The organism is Pseudoalteromonas sp. XI10 (assembly GCF_001469895.1).
Classification (GTDB): domain Bacteria; phylum Pseudomonadota; class Gammaproteobacteria; order Enterobacterales; family Alteromonadaceae; genus Pseudoalteromonas.
Map to the genome: position 1 here is coordinate 368,090 of NZ_LOPY01000019.1, position 19,781 is coordinate 387,870.

The 19,781-nt window shown below is 37.1% G+C and carries 15 protein-coding genes; 7 read left to right on the forward strand and 8 right to left on the reverse strand.

The window, feature by feature from the left end; all coding sequences use genetic code 11:
• Positions 1-5: 5 nt before the first annotated feature.
• Positions 6-1,055 carry a patatin-like phospholipase family protein gene (locus AUR67_RS04790; protein ID WP_058584334.1) on the forward strand — a complete coding sequence of 350 codons (1,050 nt, stop codon included), beginning with the start codon at positions 6-8 and terminating at the stop codon, positions 1,053-1,055.
• A gap of 11 nt (positions 1,056-1,066) precedes the next feature.
• On the opposite strand, the gene AUR67_RS20880 is transcribed toward AUR67_RS04790, so the two are convergent.
• From AUR67_RS20880 to AUR67_RS04805, 4 genes are all read right to left on the reverse strand, one after another.
• Entirely contained in the window at positions 1,067-2,008 is a 942-nt protein-coding gene (locus AUR67_RS20880; protein WP_082665565.1) for a methyl-accepting chemotaxis protein, read from the reverse strand.
• Positions 2,001-2,621 carry a PAS domain-containing protein gene (locus AUR67_RS20885; RefSeq protein WP_201024571.1) on the reverse strand — a complete coding sequence of 207 codons (621 nt, stop codon included), beginning with the start codon at positions 2,619-2,621 and terminating at the stop codon, positions 2,001-2,003. Before AUR67_RS20885 ends, AUR67_RS20880 begins: the two co-directional genes overlap by 8 nt.
• 257 nt (positions 2,622-2,878) lie before the next feature.
• Complete coding sequence (locus AUR67_RS21495; protein WP_054563095.1) at positions 2,879-3,196, reverse strand: hypothetical protein; 318 nt, start codon at positions 3,194-3,196, stop codon at positions 2,879-2,881.
• Positions 3,197-3,555: 359 nt separating this feature from the next.
• Positions 3,556-4,119, reverse strand: a complete 564-nt coding sequence (locus tag AUR67_RS04805; RefSeq protein ID WP_058584335.1) for a YSC84-related protein — start codon at positions 4,117-4,119, stop codon at positions 3,556-3,558.
• Between the two features lie 134 nt (positions 4,120-4,253).
• On the opposite strand from AUR67_RS04805, the gene AUR67_RS04810 reads away from it, so the two are divergent.
• Together AUR67_RS04810 and AUR67_RS04815 are read left to right on the forward strand one after the other, a co-directional pair.
• Positions 4,254-5,465 (forward strand): tyrosine-type recombinase/integrase, encoded by a 1,212-nt coding sequence (locus tag AUR67_RS04810; RefSeq protein ID WP_058584336.1) that lies wholly within the window; start codon positions 4,254-4,256, stop codon positions 5,463-5,465.
• On the forward strand, positions 5,465-6,655 hold the full coding sequence (locus AUR67_RS04815; protein WP_058584337.1) for a cation:proton antiporter: 1,191 nt from the start codon (positions 5,465-5,467) through the stop codon (positions 6,653-6,655). Before AUR67_RS04810 ends, AUR67_RS04815 begins: the two co-directional genes overlap by 1 nt.
• Positions 6,656-6,690: 35 nt before the next feature.
• Here the strand turns inward: AUR67_RS04815 and AUR67_RS04820 are convergent, their stop codons facing one another.
• Positions 6,691-9,735 carry an FAD-binding and (Fe-S)-binding domain-containing protein gene (locus tag AUR67_RS04820; RefSeq protein ID WP_058584338.1) on the reverse strand — a complete coding sequence of 1,015 codons (3,045 nt, stop codon included), beginning with the start codon at positions 9,733-9,735 and terminating at the stop codon, positions 6,691-6,693.
• Between the two features lie 147 nt (positions 9,736-9,882).
• Here AUR67_RS04820 and AUR67_RS20890 point away from each other — a divergent pair, with 147 nt between their 5' ends.
• Positions 9,883-10,092: a PGPGW domain-containing protein gene (locus tag AUR67_RS20890; protein WP_082665567.1), complete on the forward strand. Its 210-nt coding sequence runs from the start codon at positions 9,883-9,885 to the stop codon at positions 10,090-10,092.
• Between the two features lie 345 nt (positions 10,093-10,437).
• Here the strand turns inward: AUR67_RS20890 and ppsA are convergent, their stop codons facing one another.
• On the reverse strand, positions 10,438-12,813 hold the full coding sequence (gene ppsA, locus AUR67_RS04825) for a phosphoenolpyruvate synthase (protein WP_058584339.1): 2,376 nt from the start codon (positions 12,811-12,813) through the stop codon (positions 10,438-10,440).
• Positions 12,814-12,965: 152 nt separating this feature from the next.
• On the opposite strand from ppsA, the gene AUR67_RS04830 reads away from it, so the two are divergent.
• Positions 12,966-13,775, forward strand: a complete 810-nt coding sequence (locus tag AUR67_RS04830) for a pyruvate, water dikinase regulatory protein (RefSeq protein WP_058584340.1) — start codon at positions 12,966-12,968, stop codon at positions 13,773-13,775.
• Positions 13,776-13,839: 64 nt separating this feature from the next.
• On the opposite strand, the gene AUR67_RS04835 is transcribed toward AUR67_RS04830, so the two are convergent.
• Positions 13,840-15,189 carry a class II 3-deoxy-7-phosphoheptulonate synthase gene (locus AUR67_RS04835; protein WP_054563102.1) on the reverse strand — a complete coding sequence of 450 codons (1,350 nt, stop codon included), beginning with the start codon at positions 15,187-15,189 and terminating at the stop codon, positions 13,840-13,842.
• 435 nt (positions 15,190-15,624) lie between these two features.
• On the opposite strand from AUR67_RS04835, the gene AUR67_RS04840 reads away from it, so the two are divergent.
• On the forward strand, positions 15,625-16,500 hold the full coding sequence (locus AUR67_RS04840) for a DNA replication terminus site-binding protein (protein ID WP_058584341.1): 876 nt from the start codon (positions 15,625-15,627) through the stop codon (positions 16,498-16,500).
• Positions 16,501-16,558: 58 nt separating this feature from the next.
• Here AUR67_RS04840 and AUR67_RS04845 read toward each other — a convergent pair whose 3' ends face one another.
• Positions 16,559-17,773 (reverse strand): hypothetical protein, encoded by a 1,215-nt coding sequence (locus AUR67_RS04845; RefSeq protein WP_054563104.1) that lies wholly within the window; start codon positions 17,771-17,773, stop codon positions 16,559-16,561.
• A gap of 769 nt (positions 17,774-18,542) precedes the next feature.
• Between AUR67_RS04845 and AUR67_RS04850 the strand changes: the two genes are divergently transcribed.
• Positions 18,543-19,781, forward strand: coding sequence for an AAA family ATPase (locus tag AUR67_RS04850; protein WP_058584342.1), 1,239 nt, complete (start codon positions 18,543-18,545; stop codon positions 19,779-19,781).

The following is a 19,781-nucleotide window of genomic DNA, read 5'->3' on the forward strand; positions in this document are numbered from 1 at the left end:
TAATCATGATAGATATTTACGCAGGGCCAAGTGCTGCAAAAGTAATTCAAGAGCAAGGCCTGTCTGCCGATTTGTTTAATACCTTTTTAGGAGCAAGCGGCGGGCCCAAGTGGTTTACATTATTTGGTTTGGATAAATATCTATTTGGTGAATTTTTTAAAGACCGTACCACACCTTTAAACTTATTAGGGTCAAGTGCTGGGGCATTTAGATCTGCCTGTTTTGCTCAAAATGACCCTGTTGCTGCAATATCTCGATTAGCAAAGTCTTACTCTGAAACACGCTATTCATCGAATAAAGCAAAACCAGAAGAAATAACAACAAAAGCGCGAGAGTTATTAAGCACAGTTTTTGCTGAAAATGGTATTCAAGAAATCATTAACAACCCTATTTTTAAAGCCCACTTTATAGTTGCAAAATCGAATGGCTTTACAGCATCAGAAAACAAAGTGATGCAGTTAATGGGTTTATCTAAAAGCTACTTATTCAATCGAATGAATAGGCGTTTGTTAAGTAAGCAATATGAGCGTTATGTATTTCAGCCTACAGATAGTCAGTTATCTTTTTCCGATAATAATACTTTCAATACCCATACTATTGAGCTAAGCGAAGATAATTTAGCGGATGCATTACTTGCTTCAGGCTCTATTCCATTAGTCATGCAGGGCATTAAAAATATCAAAGGAACACCACCAGGTATGTATCGCGATGGCGGTATCATCGATTACCACTTTGACTTAAGTATTCATAATGACGGGCTTATTTTATATCCACATTTTAATAACAGCCCTAAAGCAGGTTGGTTTGATAAGAGCCTAAAGCGCGGTGTTACCCCGAGTAACTATGAAAACGTAGTGATGATCACTCCATCAGCTGACTTTGTTGCTTCGTTACCTTATGGCAAAATCCCTGATCGTAAAGACTTTACAGAACTTGATGCTGATACACGAATTAAGTATTGGCAGCAGGTATTCAAAGAAACAGAACGGTTAGCAGAAGCATTCGATGCGGTGTGTACTAATAAGCACACACCGAAAATAAACCTAATCAAATAGTATTGCTTTCGCTACTTAAACTGATTAATCAAGGAAGTTTGCTCTGTCACTTTACTGAGGAGCGCTTCGCAAAGTTGCTGCGAAGTATGGCCAAGCTCTGTACACTCATGAGCAAAGTCTTGCGCTGACGTTAAGTTGGTAGCAATAACTTGGCTTGCTGTCAGTTGCTCGTTCATTGCATGCGCTATGATGCTATTGAGTTCACTTAGTTTGATAGACTGAGCTTTAATATGGTCTAAACTATCGCCACTTTGATGTGCAAGCTCAACACTTTTAGCTGATAAGTTAAGTCCATCTTTCATGGCTAATTGTGCTTGTTTCGAAGCGTGAGTGAGCTGATTTAATACATTGTTTATTTCTTCTGTGGATTGCTGAGTTCGTGAGGCTAATGCACGTACTTCACCGGCAACAACGGCAAAGCCTCGGCCATGATCACCAGCACGGGCAGCTTCGATGGCCGCATTTAAAGCAAGTAAATTAGTTTGATCAGCAATGGCGTTTATCTCAGATAAAATTGCCACAATGTGTTGATTACCTTCAATTAAGTTTTCTACTTGGCTACTTGCTGCTTTGAGTTTTTCATCAAGTTCACTAATTGAAGCTATCGTTTGTTTGACCGCAAGTGAACCTTCTTCTGTAGCTTGGTTTGACTCTTCGGCAGCTTGATTAGATTGCATTGTGCTCGATGAAAGCTCATTGATTGAAGCCGTCATTTGCTCTGTGGCAACAACAATTTGAGAGACTTCATCTGTTTGTTTATTTAAAAGTTCAGTCACGTTATGACCAGACTCTGCACATTGTTGCGCATTGTGATTAACGCCCATGGTCACATCATTTACACGACCAACAACAGCTTTTAATTTAGCTTGTTGCATCTCAAGGGCAAGATGTAAAAAGCCAGATTGATCATTAGTACCAGAGTAGAGGTAGGCCATTAAAGGATTATCAAACACTTGCTTTGCTTATAAGTGCTAAATATTTTTGACGCCAAAAATACATAAGCCCATTAGCTGATGCTAAAAATAGAACTAGTAGACAATTAAAAATATCGAATCCAGAGCTAAAAACGGCAGCCAGCGAACCTAAAAAACTAATAAATAATAGGGCACTTATGTAAAGAGTGGAATCGAACTTTGCTGCAGTGGCATGAGATTTTTGATTATTGTTTATTTTAGCGTATTCAGCGGTCGCTCTTTGTACGACATCATCACTTTGTTTAGTTCTGACTGATTGAAACTCAACAGTACGACCACTTTTATCTTTAATCGGTGTTACAAAGGCATTAACCCAATAATAATCACCATTTTTACAGCGATTTTTAACAGGTCCCATCCAAGATTGACCATTTTTTAGATGTTGCCACAAATCTGCAAAAGCCAGTTTCGGCATATCAGAGTGACGAACAAGGTTATGAGGCTTACCTACCATTTCGTCTAGCGTGAAACCAGCTATTTTGCAAAATTCATCATTGGCATAAGTAATATGACTTTGTAAATCAGTAGTCGATAGGAGGATGTCAGATTCAGAAAATTTAACTTCGGTATCAGTATTAATTCTATGTTTCACGTTAAAATCACCCAAGTACAGCTTTAAATTCAGAAAGTAAATTAGCGGAGTAAAAACAGTCTGAACCAGAAAGAGGTAGTGTTAATTTGAACACTAATGTTTATAAACAATTTAGCGATAAATTCGTGATAAAGAACTAGGAAAATTCCGGTTTTATGTTACAAAAGTTAATATTATTTAACTAAGAAAAGTTGGGGGAGATGGGTTAAAAGTTAGCTAAATTGTAAAATTTAGCCAACTTGATTTTTAAAAATACATTAATCTCGCAAAATAAAATCACTCTGGCAGGGGGCTTCACCGGGGCTTTGATCTAACTTTGTGTTAGGGCAATTTTTGGTAAAAAATAACGCTTCTTCTAGAGAGTTCATTTGGCTGCAATATTGACGGCCATCACATTCATACTCTGGCTTTTCATAATCAGATATTGTGATATCTCGATTATGGCTGTAATTTGATTTTACGGGATCAATAATTTTTGTTTGAAGCGTTTGTGTTGGTGAGATACCCCCATAATTAACTGCATAATAATCCCATGCGAAATAGCCAATTATGATGATTAGAAAAAACTTCCTCATGATGAATCCTTGTTATTATTGTTTAGACTAATGTGAATCGTGAGAGGGATTGAAGCCTAAGCCTAATGGCCCAACCCGAAAGTCTTACTATAATAAGTCGAAGAAATAATATTAAGTAAAATTAGTAGCTTATGAATTAAATACGAAATTTCTGATAGCGAAGATAAATCAAAAGTTCGAAATGAATAGCAGTTTTAAGTATTAAATTATTAGAAATGTGGGTTTAGAAAACTAGGTGATTACTTAAAGATTAAAATATAACAACTACCCATAAATTACGTTATGTTAAATTAGCTAAAGTAATTAAAAGTGGGAGTTAGGTTGCTAACTAGCCCACTTTTAGAAGGGTTTTAAATAGCTTAATTAAGCTCAGAATCTACCCAAAACTTAGTGCCTTTAAGTACCGCTTGTAACGCAAGGCCATTTTCGGTTAAAGAATAAACGGTTACTTGGTCTGCAATTGCTTCGGCAACTAAAGCGCCACCTTTATCTTCATATTTTGCTGCTGCATCTGCATTACCTCCGAATGCCCAACCATGTTCAATAAAGCGATTTACTGCTGCTTGGTTATGAAAAACCATCACAACATTAAAGTCTTTAACACCTAAACCTAAGCCTAAACCAGCTTCACCCATATTCATGTAAGTTGATTTACCGGTTAGATTATTTTTAACAACACCATAACCACCGCCAAAACTGGCTAAAACAACATTTACATTGGCATTATCAAAAACCGCATAACCTGCAGAGTTAGCAATTTGTTGTTTAACATCAGGTTTTTGCGAGTAAAGCTCACTTAATGTATTGTTTTTCATGCTTTGTACTAAAGCACGTTTTTCATCGGGAGATGCACTTCCTGTTGTAGCACAACCGGTTAAAATTGTAGTTATTAAAACTAAACTAATAGCGATAAACTTTTTCATACATATTCCTTGAATATTAGTATGGCAATCTAGTTAATGTTGCAAATACTAAAGATATATTAAGTCCAATACTAGACAGTATCGGACTTTATGGTAATCTTATAACTAGTTATTTTACAAGATATTACATCATTATGCTCGTTGCTCTCGTTGATACACTCAAACAACTGCGTTACCAAATTGCCCATCTTGAAGATGATACTCTTGCAACAGAATATCCAGAACTTGATAACTTTATACATTATGTTGGATTGACTGTTGCTGAATCAAAAAATGACTTAGCTTTTCTTTATCAATTTTTATATGTGTATGGCCGAAAATCAGAAGCTACATTTAATCGATTTAGAAATGAGCTTGAGCGATTCTGTTTATGGTCATGGTTGGTTGCAGAGAAATCAGTTTTTGATCTAAAACGTGAAGATATTGAAGCCTATGTTGATTTTATGGTTGAACCAGATTCGGCCTGGTTATCAAGTTCAGTGCAATGGCGTTATAAAGATGAACAAGGAATAAGACGACTCAATACAAATTGGCGCCCTTTCATAAAAAAAGAAAATATAGCTAGCCAACAAACACTCGCCGCTATGTTTACAGCACTAAATGTATTTTATAAGTTCGCAATTTTAGAAGAAAAAACCTTTGCTAACTTTGTACCGGTTGTTAAAAAGAATAGTCCATACCTAGTTGTGCAATCGCAAATCAAAATTCCCGATACACTCAGTGATATTCAATGGGAGTATGTATTTGGTGTTACTCGAGATTTATGTGAGCAACAACCTGATTTAGAAAGAAATTTATTTACTCTCGCTTGCTTAAAAGGATTGTATCTACGAATTTCTGAGTTATCCGAGCGACCTCAGTGGTCGCCGGTTATGTCACATTTTTGGCAAGATAATGATGGTTTTTGGTTTTTAAGAATTATGGGTAAAGGTAACAAATTACGTGATGTTACCTTAAGTGAAGATTTTATATCTTATCTAAAACGTTATAGGCTTTACCGTGGTTTACCTGCCCTGCCCCGCGTTGATGAAGCCGAGCCATTAGTTCATAAAATTCGTGGCAAAGGTGGAATGACTGTTCGTCAAATTCGTCGTTTAGTCCAACAAAGTTTTGACTTAGCAAAACAGTCTCTTTTAGATGACGGTTTCAAAGATGATGCGGAACAACTTGAAGCGGCTACGGCTCACTGGTTAAGACATACCGGTGCAACACACGATGCCCAAACAAGACCGCTAAAACATTTATCTGAAGATTTAGGTCATGCAAAAATCGCTACGACAGATCAAATTTATATTCAAACAAATATAAAAGAGCGCGCAAAGTCAGGAATAAAAAGGAAAGTTTAATGGAATATACAATACTTGCATTAGTTGGCTTAGCTCTTTTATTTTACTCGCTGACAATTCGCCAGTTAGAACGAACAGAAATTACCGGGCCAATGTTTTTTGTATTGGTCGGAATTGCAATGTCTTACTTCTTACCGAATGAGTTCAAATTAGGCGAAGCCGGACTCAGTGATATTTTACCTTTGGTTGAATTAACCTTGAGTATTTTTTTATTTACCGATGCAGCCAAATCAAAACTCCCCGTATTAAAACATAGTTATCAGTACCCTAGCCTGTTACTTTTTGTGGCTTTGCCGATGACACTAATGTTAGGTGTTGCCGGTGGGTTGTTTTTCTTTTCGGAGTTATCACTTTTTCAATCTGCCTTGATTGCAATTATTTTAACACCAACGGATGCCGCGCTTAGCAAAGGAATTTTAGAATGTACATCGGTACCAGAAAATATTCGCGAAGGAATAAATACTGAAAGTGGTTTGAACGATGGCCTTTGTGTTCCCATTTTTTTAGTTTTACTTTTATTAGTTCAAAACCCAGAAAGTGCTGTAACGACAATTGATACTTTACTTGTTTTCGCAAGAGAGTTAGGTGTTGCACTTGTTATTACAGGTGTGTCGATGGCAGTATTTATTCCACTTTTAAAAATAGCATTAGCACGTCATTATTTTGCAAATAATAGCAGTCCATTTTTATTGATTGGTTTAGTCATGGCCATTTTCTCTTTAACACAAAACTTTCATGGCAGTGGTTTTATAGCTGTTTTTGTTGCGGGACTTTTATTTGATTATTTAGCACCTAAAAAAATACGTTCAACATTAGTTAAAGACTCTGAGCATATCGCTGAATTTGTTGCGCTTCTAATTTGGTGTTTATTCGGTTTTGTATGTGGTCACTTAATTGTGAATGATATCACTTGGCCAATTGTTTTTTATGCGTTATTAAGTGTGACGATTTTTAGAATTGTGCCGGTACTACTTTCACTTATGTTTACCAATCTAAATTTCAAAGACAAGTTTACTTTTGCCTGGTTTGGTCCAAGAGGTTTGGCGTCAATCGTTTTCACTTTAATGGTGATGGATACAGCAATTGCAAACAAAGAACAAATTGCCACAGTAACTTTAACAACCATTTTATTTAGTGTTTTCATTCATGGCATGAGTACAAAGCCAATCGCAAAAAGTTACCAAAAATAAAGGCGCGTTAAGCGCCTTTATTATTTTCAAAAAAATTAAAGTAACTCTGCAATTAATTGTAGTGGATGCTTTGGTTTAAATTTTTCATAGCGTTTAACTTGGCTACGACAAGAAAACCCTGTTGCTAAAACAGTTTCAGGCTCATTATCAGAGATAATTGGTTGCCAACTCATTTCATAAAGAGCACGTGAATTTTCTTGGTTTTGCTTTTCGTGGCCGTACGTTCCTGCCATACCACAACAACCCGTACTGGTAGTTTCAAGCTGTAAATTTAGATCTGCAAAAATGGTTTGCCAAACTTTAGAAGCATTCGGCATTGCTGTTGTTTCAGTACAATGACTTAACAATTTAAATGGCGAACTCGTTTTAGTGGTAAGAGTAACTTGTTTAAAGTTTTGCGTTTGAAGCCATTCATGAGCTAATTCAACTTTAAAGTCACCACGCTCATCTTTTAATATTGAGACATACTCATCTCTGTAACACATAACTAAAGATGCATCGAGCCCAACTAAAGGAGCGTTGATTTCACTCAGTGAATTTAAAAACTCAGCTGCATTTTTTGCTGTTGTTTTAAATTCATTTAAAAAACCTTTTACATGCTGAGCTTTACCATTTGGTTTGAACGGTAATAGCATTGGTTTTTTGCCTAGCGCTTTAATCACTTTAATAAAGCTTTCTACTAATTCAGCTTCGTAAAAACTAGTGAATGGATCTTGAACTATTAGAACATACTCGGCTTGTTGTTCTTTTGAAAGCGAATTAAGTAATTTAAAATTAAATTGCTGATCTTTAGAAATACGTTTAGAAAGTTGCGGTACGCTTAAGCTTGGCGTATCAACATAACCAATTGTATTTTTAATTAAACCTGAAACAAGTTTTGTATTTACAATTGGATTTACCACTTTAGCAAACTTTGCCATCACCGGCGCAGTTTGCTCGATACCTGCTACTAAGTAATCTTTAGCAGGACGAGCGTAATAACTGTGGTAGAAATTTAAAAAGCGTGAACGAAATGTCGGTACATCAACTTTTATTGGGCATGCAGTAGTACATGCTTTACAAGCTAAACATTCGTCCATTGATTCTTTCACTTCGTGAGAGAAATCATAAACACCTTTTTTCTTATCGCGACTATGTTGATAGCGTTCCCACCAAGTGATTACTTCACCATTAACTAATTCTTTTTCGACATTGAGTAAATCAATATTTTCGGACTCTTGAAGTCGTAACCATTCGCGCATTAAACTCGCGCGACCCTTAGGTGAATAACGGCGGTCACCTGTTACTTTATAAGATGGACACATTGGTGATTTTTCATCGTAGTTAAAACACAGACCATTACCATTACAGGTCATCGCGTTATTAAATTCTGTTTTAACATCGATAGAAATTTCTTTGTCGAACCAGGCACGCTTTTGATCGTCAACCGAAACGAGTGAGTCTTTACTTTCAATTGGCGTACAGATTTTACCAGGGTTTACTCTGTTATTTGGATCAAATGCTGCTTTGATTTTTCGAAGTTGTGTAAATAAATGCTCGCCAAAAAATTCAGGGCCATATTCACTTCGATATCCTTTGCCGTGCTCACCCCACATCAACCCGCCATATTTTGCAGTCAGTTTAACGACTTCATCTGAAATATGACGAAGTAATTTTTCTTGCTCAGGGTCACACATATCTAGTGCAGGTCTTACGTGTAATACGCCGGCATCAACATGACCGAACATACCATATTGTAGGTTGTGGTTATCGAGAAGTTCACGAAACTCGACTATAAAATCTGCTAGGTTTTCTGGAGGTACTGCAGTATCTTCAGCAAAAGCTAACGGTTTTTGACTTCCTTTTACATTACCTAAAAGGCCTACTGATTTTTTACGCATTGCATAAATTTTTAAAATATCAGCTTTGTCATTCGTTAACTGATAACCGATCACTCCATTAGTTTGCTTTGCAACACATTCATCGAGTAGCTTACAAAGAGTGTCTACTTTATCTTTAATGTCTTCAGGTGAAACTGCATTAAACTCAACCATGTTGAGTCCCTGCATATCTTTGTTTTCCACATCGGTTATTAAGTCCGATACTGAATGCCAAATGATATCTTCTCGAGCAAGGTTAAGTACTTTGCTATCGACTGTTTCTACAGAAGTTGCATTTGCTGCAACTAGAAATGGTGAATGACGAAGTGCAGAATCAAAGCTATCGTATTTAATATTTATTAATGTTTTAAATTCAGCAATGGGCGTAATATTTAGTTTTGCTTCAGTTACAATACCTAATGAACCTTCAGAACCAGTAATTAATCGGCTCATATCAAAGGTTTGTAAATCATCAGAAAAAATATGTTCTAAATCGTAGCCGGTAAGAAAACGGTTTAAGCGTGGGAATTTTTCTAAAATAGCGTCTCGATTCTCAAGGCCAATATCAAGAACTGTTTTATATAACTTACCTACAGTCGTGTTTTGTTCAGCAATTACTTTTGCTTTTTCAATAGGCATAGAGGTTGTTGACATTTCAGTGCCATCAACAAGATAAGTTGTTAGACCTAAAACGTGATCACTTGTTTTGCCATAAACCAATGAGCCTTGACCTGATGCATCTGTATTGATCATTCCACCGATTGTTGCACGGTTACTTGTTGATAAATCGGGCGCAAAGAAAAAACCATAAGGACGCAAAAAGTCGTTTAATTGGTCTTTTATTACACCCGTTTGCACGCGCACCCAGTTTTCTTCAACATTTATTTCTAAGATTTCACGCATGTAGCGAGATAAATCAACAACTATACCTGGGGTTAGCGATTGTCCATTAGTACCTGTACCACCTCCGCGTGGACCAAAAGTCAGTGATAAAAATGGATCACGTGAAGCAATTTGCATAGCTAGTTGTATGTCTTTTGCTGACTTTGGAAAGATGACACCTTGAGGTACCTGTTGGTAAACGCTGTTATCAGTCGATAAACTTAAACGTGTAGAAAAGCTTGCATCGGAATCACCACTAAAACCTTGTTTTTGTATTGTATCTAAGTAATTAGAAACGAGTTCTGTGGCGGCTTGTTGTTGACTTATTGTTGCTATCATGACGGTGATAAATTAAGGCATTTTGCAAATTATATCATGCTAATAGCTAAGATAAATTGAAGATTTTACAGTTTGTAACACTCTTTTTATCGATTTCGGGGGCAATACTTTTATACTGTGTATTAAAGCAGCAAATGAGATAGTCAGATGAAAAAAATTGCATTAATCAGTTTAGGTGCCTTGTGCATGTTATTGGGTTTAGTTTTTGTCATTATTCCCGGACCGTCGCTGATCTTCTTTATTGCAGGACTTTTCTGTTTATCTTTTTATTATTCTAAAGCGCGTGATTATTTAACCTTGTGCCAAAAGGCTCTGACTAAGTCATGTGCTTATATAGATAAAAAACTTGCTCGCTGATTTAAAGGGCGTGTTGACCTTTGTAGATTAGACTTTGTTCACTCTAGGGGCGATTTAATCGCGGCGCGAGATTTGTAACCTAGTGGGCTAAGTAAAAATCGAGCAACAAAGAGTTAATCGCCCCTAGAAAGAACCCGAAGGGCAACGCGTGTTTGGCATTGATGCTGCGTTATCGCCTATTTATGTGAAAAAACCACACTACACAGGCTCTGCCTTGCCTAAATACCAAACACACTGCTGCAAAATCAATCATAAAAGGTCAACACGCCCTTCGAAGTAACAAAAATGCCAGCTAAGTGCTGGCATTTTTTATATTAGAATCTTTATTTTAGTTAAATAAAGTACTTAGTCGGCTAATTTCTTAGCAAGATATAACCAAGTTTCTAATACTGTATCTGGGTTCAGAGAAACAGAATCAATGCCCTGCTCAACTAACCAAGCAGCAAAGTCTTCATGATCTGAAGGACCTTGACCACAAATACCTACGTATTTGCCTTTTGCTTTAGCAGTTTGAATTGCCATTGATAATAGTTTTTTGATTGCAGGGTTACGCTCATCAAATAGGTGCGCAATTAAACCTGAGTCACGGTCAAGACCTAATGTTAACTGAGTTAAGTCGTTTGAACCGATAGAGAAACCATCAAAATATTCTAAGAACTCATCTGCAAGTAACGCGTTTGATGGTAATTCACACATCATGATAACTTTCAGACCATTTTCGCCACGTTTAAGGCCATGTTCTTCAAGTAATTCAATAACGCGCTTTCCTTCTTCAAGTGTACGAACAAATGGGATCATGATTTCAATATTAGTCATACCCATTTCGTTGCGAACACGTTTAATCGCTTCACACTCTAACGCGAAACAGTCACGGAAATCTTCAGAGATATAACGTGCTGCACCACGGAAACCAATCATTGGGTTTTCTTCTTCCGGCTCATATTGCTGGCCACCAACAAGGTTTGCATATTCGTTTGACTTAAAGTCAGACATACGAACAATGACACGTTCAGGTGCAAACGCACAACCTAGTGTTGAAATACCTTCAACAAGCTTAGAAATATAGAATTCTACAGGTGATTCATAACCTGCCATCATTTCTGAGATTTCAGCTTTTAGCTCGTCAGATTGAGCATCAAAGTTAAGAAGTGCTTTAGGGTGAACACCAATCATACGGTTGATTACGAATTCAACACGCGCAAGGCCAACACCTGCATGAGGTAAGCGTGCAAAGTCAAATGCACGATCAGGGTTACCTACGTTCATCATAACTTTCATTGGTAATTCTGGCATTTCATCAACACGTGAAGTAAGTACTTCGTAATCTAAAACACCTTCGTAGATATAACCTGTGTCACCTTCGGCACACGAAACAGTTACATCTTGGCCTGCTTTAATTAAATCAGTTGCATTACCACAACCAACAACTGCAGGAATACCTAATTCACGAGCAATGATGGCCGCGTGACATGTACGACCGCCACGGTTTGTAACAATCGCAGCGGCACGTTTCATGATTGGCTCCCAGTCTGGGTCAGTCATGTCAGTAACTAGAATGTCACCTTGTTGTACTTTGTCCATTTCATCAATTGAATCTAGAACGCGTACTGTACCTGAACCAATCTTGTGACCAATTGCACGGCCTTCAGCAACAACAGTGCTTGTACCATTTAATTGGAAACGCTCCATTACGTTAGCGTCTTCGTTTGAACGAACTGTTTCTGGACGAGCTTGAACGATATAAAGCTTACCGTCGTTACCGTCTTTTGCCCACTCGATGTCCATTGGACGACCGTAGTGCTTTTCGATGATCACAGCTTGCTTTGCAAGTTCTTGAACTTCAGCATCTGTGATTGAGAATTTGTTTGAAAGTGACGAATCTACGTCAACAATTTCAACTTGCTTACCATGTGATTCATCCGCTGAGTAAATCATTTGGATTGCTTTTGAACCAATGTTACGGCGAACTACCGCTGGTTTACCATTAGCAAGAGTTGGTTTATGAACATAAAATTCATCTGGGTTTACAGCACCCTGTACAACCATTTCACCAAGACCATAGCTTGAGGTGACAAATACAACATCTTCAAAGCCAGATTCAGTATCAATACTGAACATAACACCTGAAGCTGCTTTATCTGAACGAACCATGCGTTGGATACCAGCTGATAGTGCAACACCACGGTGGTCATAACCTTGGTGAACACGGTAAGAAATAGCGCGGTCATTAAATAGTGAGGCAAACACGTGTTTGATTGCAGTCATTACTGAATCAATACCACGTACGTTTAAAAACGTTTCTTGTTGTCCTGCGAATGAAGCGTCTGGCATATCTTCTGCTGTAGCAGATGAGCGAACTGCAAATGAAACATCTTGTGATGCGTCGCCGTGTAGTTGGCTATATGCGTCGCGGATGGCTTGGTCTAGGTTTGGTTGGAATGGTGTATCGATAATCCATTGGCGGATTTCGGCACCGACTTTAGCGAGTGTATTTACATCATCCACATCCAATGTGTCTAAAATATCGTGGATTTTTGAGTTTAAACCAGATTGCTCTAGGAACTCATTGAATGCTTCAGCGGTTGTAGCGAAACCACCTGGCACTTGAACACCAGCGTTAGCTAGGTTTGAGATCATTTCACCTAGTGAAGCGTTTTTACCGCCAACACGAGGAACATCTTGCATACCAAGCTCTTGATACCAGAGAACGTATTCTTGCACGGATCTTTCTCCATAAACAAATTGTAGTACTAACTGTGAGAGTTAAGAAAGAAAACCTTCTAAAAAGGTCGTAGTCATTCTACACTGGCAACAGACCTCACGTAAACCGTGAAGCCCCTATTTTGCAGATAAAGGTAATAAAAAGGTTAAATATGAGAACTGCATTTTATATTTCTGATGGAACAGCAATCACCTCTGAAGTCTTTGGTCATGCGACCTTATCTATGTTTCCTGTTGAGTTTAATCACAAAACAATTCCTTTTGTTGAAACTGAAAAAAAAGCAATTGAAGTTAAGAACTTAATTAATTCAACAGCGCAACGTGATGGAGAACAGCCACTCGTGTTCTTTACTTTTGTTAACCACGAGCTAAGTGAAATTATAAAATCGTCTTGCGCGGTGTGTTATGACTTTTTATCACAATACAGTGATAAAATTTCACAAGAGTTAAAAGTTGCGCCAGTACCGAAGGTTCATAGAACGCATTCGATGCACGAGAAAAGTTATGATTTTCGTATTGATGCGGTTAACTATGCGTTGACTAATGATGATGGCGCTAACATTAAAAACTACTCTGAAGCCGACATTATTTTAGTGGGTGTTAGCCGAAGCGGTAAAACACCTACTAGTTTATACCTGGCATTACAATATGGCATTAAAGCAGCCAATTACCCGCTAACAGAAGATGATTTAGAAAGAGGCACCCTGCCTGAGTGTTTAAAAGCTTACAAACATAAACTTTTTGGTTTAACGATTGACCCTGTTCGCCTTGCCGATATTCGCCAGCGTCGTATGGCAAATTCAAAATATGCGTCTTTAAAACAATGTCGTATTGAAGTACGTGAAGTAGAAATGCTTTATAAAAAGCAGAAGATTCAATTTTTAAATTCAACTCATCATTCAGTAGAAGAAATTTCTGCAAAGATTATATCTGATACTGGACTTGAAAGACGTAAGTACTAACTTATTTTAGTATCGGACATTAAAAAAGGCTGCAATGTGCAGCCTTTTTTTGAATAACTTAGTGTTACTTACGTGCGTCTTTTAATAAATCAGCAACTAAGAAACCTAGTTCTAAAACTTGATCTGCATTTAAGCGTGGGTCGCACTGTGTGCGGTAGCGTTGTGCTAAATCTTCATCAGATAATCCATACGCACCACCAGTACATTCAGTAACGTGTTGGCCAGTCATTTCAAGATGAACACCACCTGGGTATGAACCTTCAGCTTTGTGTACTGCGAAGAACTGGCTAATTTCACGAAGAATATTATTAAAGCTACGTGTTTTATAACCTGAGCTCGCTTTCTCAGTATTACCATGCATTGGATCTGAGCTCCAAATAACTTTACGACCTTCTTGTTGTACTTTACGTACTAGTGCCGGTAGTTTCTCTGGCAGTACATCAGCGCCCATTCGTGTAATTAACGTTAAGCGACCTGGAATGTTATCTGGGTTAACTGCATCAATAAGTTTGATTAGCTCATCTGGGTCCATACCTGGGCCAACTTTCACACCAATTGGATTTTTAATGCCTTTAAAGAATTCGATGTGTGCATGATCAAGTTGACGTGTACGTTCACCAATCCAAACAAAGTGTGCAGAACAATCGTACCAATCACCTGATAAGTGGTCACGGCGTGTTAGAGCTTCTTCATAGCCTAATAATAACGCTTCGTGTGATGTAAATAAGTCTGTTTCTTTTAAGCTCGGCGCAACGGTTGAGTCGATACCACACACTTCCATAAATTCAAGCGCATCTTGAATTCTGTCAGCTAGCTGTTGGTATTTTTCTTTAAGTGGATTTGCAGCAACGAAGCCCATGTTCCAGCGATTTACTTGATGTAAATCTGCTAAACCACCTTGCGCGAATGCGCGTAGTAAATTTAGCGTTGCAGCACTGTGATGATATGCCGTCATCAATCGCTGTGGATCAGGTACACGCGCTTGCTCAGTGAATTCAAAATTATTAATGATATCGCCACGGTACGAAGGTAATGAAACACCGTCGATTGTTTCATAATCTGATGAGCGTGGCTTAGCGTACTGACCTGCCATACGCGCAATTTTAACTACAGGGCATTTACCACCATAAGTTAAAACAACGGCCATTTGTAAAAGTGTTTTAAATGTATCGCGGATATTTGCGGCATTAAAGTCACTAAATGACTCTGCACAATCACCACCCTGTAATAAGAAGGCTCTACCTTCACATACAGCTTCTAGTTGTTTGTATAAGCTACGCGTCTCTTCGGCAAATACCAAAGGTGGTGCGCTTTTTAATTGCCCTTCAACTGATTTAAGGGCTTCTTGATCTGGGTACTCTGGCTGCTGAAGTATCGGCAGTTTTCTCCAGCTGTCTGGGTTCCACGATTGCATGTTCTTTCCTCATTCCTAACATAGACCGTTAACGAAAACTAACTTATTGCACGTACTAAGTTCAAGGACAATATTAAGCTATTTACGATTATTTCGTTATTTGATAAATAGTTTCGATATTAACAATTAGGGTTCCAACATTTTATTGTTTCAAACCAGTTAGTTACACTTTTTTGATCACCTTATTCGTTGGCTCATAATATAAGAACACATCTTACTTAACTAAAGCCTTACTGTAACCTCAGCTTTACATGCTTAAATATGCTTTTTTAGTTCTACATTGATCAAATTAAAAACTTGTACTAGTAGCATGTTAAGGAACACATCATACTTAATCTAAATCAGATGTAAGGTCAGCATTACTAGGAAAAATAAACTTCTAAATACCAGGGGATAGCGTTACAATTAAACCAACTATAAGTAAGATGTGTTCCTATGAGTACAAAGTTAGAAATACGCAGTCAGTTTGATTTAGTAAGTGAGTTAACTCATTTGCTTTGTGAAGAATTAAAGGAAGTTGGTTTTCATAAGGCATCATATTATCAATTACCAGATATCGATATAAACGACGAAAAGAAAGTCCCTTCTTCAATTAGTGTACAAAAAATTGAAGGCGATGATGCTCATAAGTTAATTCTAAATTCATTTGGTGATTTTTATAAAAAGACAGGATTAAGTAGTCGAGTATTAAAAAGACATCCAGGTTTATTAGTTTTAAAAGATGTCGATAAGCAACATTTCATTGCAAGGATAAATCAGTTAAATAAAGCCAAAGCTGATTTTAAAAATAGTGTAATAGCTATCGATAATAATGATGCGCGATTTGAAGCGGTTCACAATGCTGTGCCTAATCTCATTACACTTGCTGCATATCGTAAGATCCACTTTGAAACTGAATCGCCCTACTCTGTTCGTTTTACTTGGATGCACAAACATGCAACTAAAACGCTAACTAAAAAAATGGCCTTAGCAATGCTCGATAAATCGGCTAGTTATTCTAATCCAAGAATGATCGACCAACACTCTTGGCAAGCGCTAGTTGCACAAGAGCAAAGTCGTGTTGCAAGTTTAGGTGATAAAGAAAAATTACGAATTCGTAGACCAACAAGAGTTAGCCCACAAGTTAATGTAAGGTATACAGCTCAAAACCGATATCATGTTAGTGCTGCTTTACCTTTTATTTTGATAAACCCAGAACCAGATGTAAAACTTGGTACATTATCTGATTATCAAAAACCAGAAAGTCATCCTCGTAAAAGAGAATATGATTTCTTAGTTGATAGACTTTACTTAGAACAAGTAACAGATTGATTATGTTAAAAAGGCCACATACGTGGCCTTTTATTTATAGTTAGCAGTATTTAAAAATTTAGTCTTCTACTATTTCTTCAATTTTATCTTCATCGATTAAAACAGCATTTTCAACAATGCGCTTACCACCTTGAATTTCGATTCGTTTGTTATGCTTATTAAGCGTAAGAATCTCATCACAAAATTGATCAGATGGATGCATCTCATATGTGTAATCAATAATATTACCCGTTTTGTCATCTTTGACATTGGTAATGTTATATTCAGAGATTGCACCTTTCTCAATTAAGTCTTTCATTGTCGTAGTCATATCACGACGCAAAGCTTTTAATTTATTCTCGGTAATTTCGTCTGTTGAATAAATAGAGCCATATTTTTCCATAATCGATAATAGTCGGAAATGGTAGGTCTTACCCGGTGCCGCATAACGCCATAAATGATATAAACGAAGCATCATCCAACGAGATAAACCACGTTTTAATTCTTGAGCACTATTAAAGTAGTAACCCTTGTATTCAAGGTTATCGATCATGTTATGAACGAAGGCATTCAAACAAGCTACACATTTTACGTTGCCACCCTGACCTTTTTTGCCGCTAAAATGAAGTGACGATAAAAAGTTCATGTTCGATTCGTAAAATGAGTCATCAATATCAGAGTTACGAGTATCTGTTGCTGAATATTTAAAAGAAAGCTTAGAACCTTGTAATGCTTCTAATGATTCTTTGATTTGCGGATAAGGCATCGACTGACCAACAGCTTTCAGCTCTTGCGCTAATTCATTCATTGAAAAAACGACTGCGTATTGAATACCAGACTTAAAATTGATTTTTACAATTTTACCTTTAGAGGCTAAACGAATTAAGGCACGTTCGACCTTTTCTTCACGATCAGATGGCCAAACAAGATATTCAACATCTTCACCATCTTTTCTTGTGCTTACTACTGCAGGTGTAATTTTGATTTCACCATCATAAAGAATGCCGTCTACTTTTTCAGATATTTTTCGTGTAACGATGGTTTTCTTTGGTGCTTCTTCAACAGGAAGCTTCTTATGACCAGAACGGACAAATCGTCCCCATAAATCATAATGATTAAATGTATTTGAGTAAGCTCTCAAACCATGTGCAGCATTTTCAATTGAAACACGCACATCTTTGTTGTCTGTAAATAGTGCAAGACTTTCATTATCTATTGCACTTTCCACCCCGTGGATCTGCCCGCGTAATGTATCGGGTAAGTTATCTACCGAGATGTTGACCTTTCGGCTCATTGTTCTTATTTCCAATTTTTCTTCGACAGTTAATAACAACACATAAAACTTCAAAAGTTAAATGTTTAAGTTAGTATAAACTTGATCCGATCATAATTAATTTCTTCGGATCAGTTTTATACTAACTGTTTCGTAATTGCTGATTTTCAGATCAGATTTTTACTAAGTTATAGTTGATAGGTCGCAATTTTACTAACTCAGTTCAAATTATGTCCTGTTAATCACCTTTTTAAAGCGATTTAACACGACATAAATCGCTTTTTTAAAACTCCATGTGGATAAACAGCTCTTAAGTTATAATAGATCTGATCTGTACCAACTATAGATCAGATCCATACCAACTTATTGTGCATTTTAGTCATGCTCTCGGTGCATAACTTTATAATTTAGTTAGTAAAAAGTTGATCTACACCACTATTTTTGTGAGTAAAGCAGTGGTTAAACTGTGTATAAGTCGAAAGCTCATTTTTTGCTTAGTAATTGGCTGATCTGCGAGTCATTAAAGATCTGATCTTTACCAAGTAAAAACACGATCTGGCTTTTTAGTAAATATTCAACGAAATCAGTCATATATTTCACTATTTTAGCATCTTAACCTTATATACCTATATACTTAACCGATATTAAACTTACTTATTTATACTTAGCATCAGTAAAGTTACAAATTTTTATTAAATGTCTTATAAATAAAAGGTATGTCGTCTTAAATACTTGTTTACAGCAATTTGAATGGACATTATACTTAAAGCATAACTTTGAGGAAGAAAGTATGTCTATCAATAATAATGCGCTAGCCACTTATAGGTTACTAAAAGCGACAGCAGAAGTTGCTGAAAAATCGCTAGAAGGACGTATTCAACATTATCGTGCCCATTTAAAGTCTGAAGAAAAAGAACTTCGTACTTATACGCAAAAAGCAGCCGCTGACTTATTAGGCTGTAATAACCGTACCTTAAAACGACGTCATGATAATGGTGACTTTGATGCACTTGATATCAAACGTGGTGCAAATGGCCACTACGCTTATACCTTAGTAAATATCTTTGCTATGGCTGATATCATGGATATTAAACCTGATCACCGTACAGTTGATGATAAATTACAAGTTATCGTTATTAACTCCTTAAAAGGTGGTTGTGGTAAAACTACCAGCATGGTAAACATTGCCGCTGCACTTGCTACTACCAATATTAAACGATACAGAATTGGTATTATTGACCTTGATCCACAAGGTTCTTCATCAAGCTTTTTCCCACCAAGTGAGCCAGACCCAATTACTGTGGGCGATTTAATGCGTGACTGTATTGAACTTGATGAAAACGAAACCTGGGATGAGTTAGTATCGAACTCTTTCTTACCTACCCATATACCGAATATTCGTATTTTGCCTTCTGGTATGGATGATTTTTACTTCGAGCATGAAACAGCAACTTTATTAAAAGATAGCTCTAGTTATGATAAAACTCGTCACTATCATAAATTGCTCGAAAAAGTTATCGAACCGGTAAAAGATCAATTTGATATTATTCTAATTGATACAGCTCCATCACTTAACTTTATGTTTTATAATGCATTAATGGCCTCTACGTCGATGCTTATCCCTGTTCATCCTGAAGCTGTAGACTTTGATGCAAACAATAAATACTTAAAGCGATTAGGCGAGATTTACCATACAGTTGCTGCGCTTGGCCACCAAGGTTGGGATTTCATGCAATTCTTAGTAACTAACTATGTTAAAGGGAACCATTCACAGCGCGACATCGTTAAAGATGTTCGTAGTGCATTTGGTCGTCAAGTAATGAGTTACCCAATCAATCATAGTTCGGCAATTACCGCCAGCTCATCTTCTTTTAATACCATTTTTGATCAAAAAACGTCAGATAGCTTAGCTAGTCGTGAGTCACTACTTCGTGCGCAAGAAAATATCAAAGATGTAGTTGATGAACTTGAAATGCTGATCCGCTCTAATTGGCACTCAACTCAATCGTCTCTAAATACAGCTAAGTAA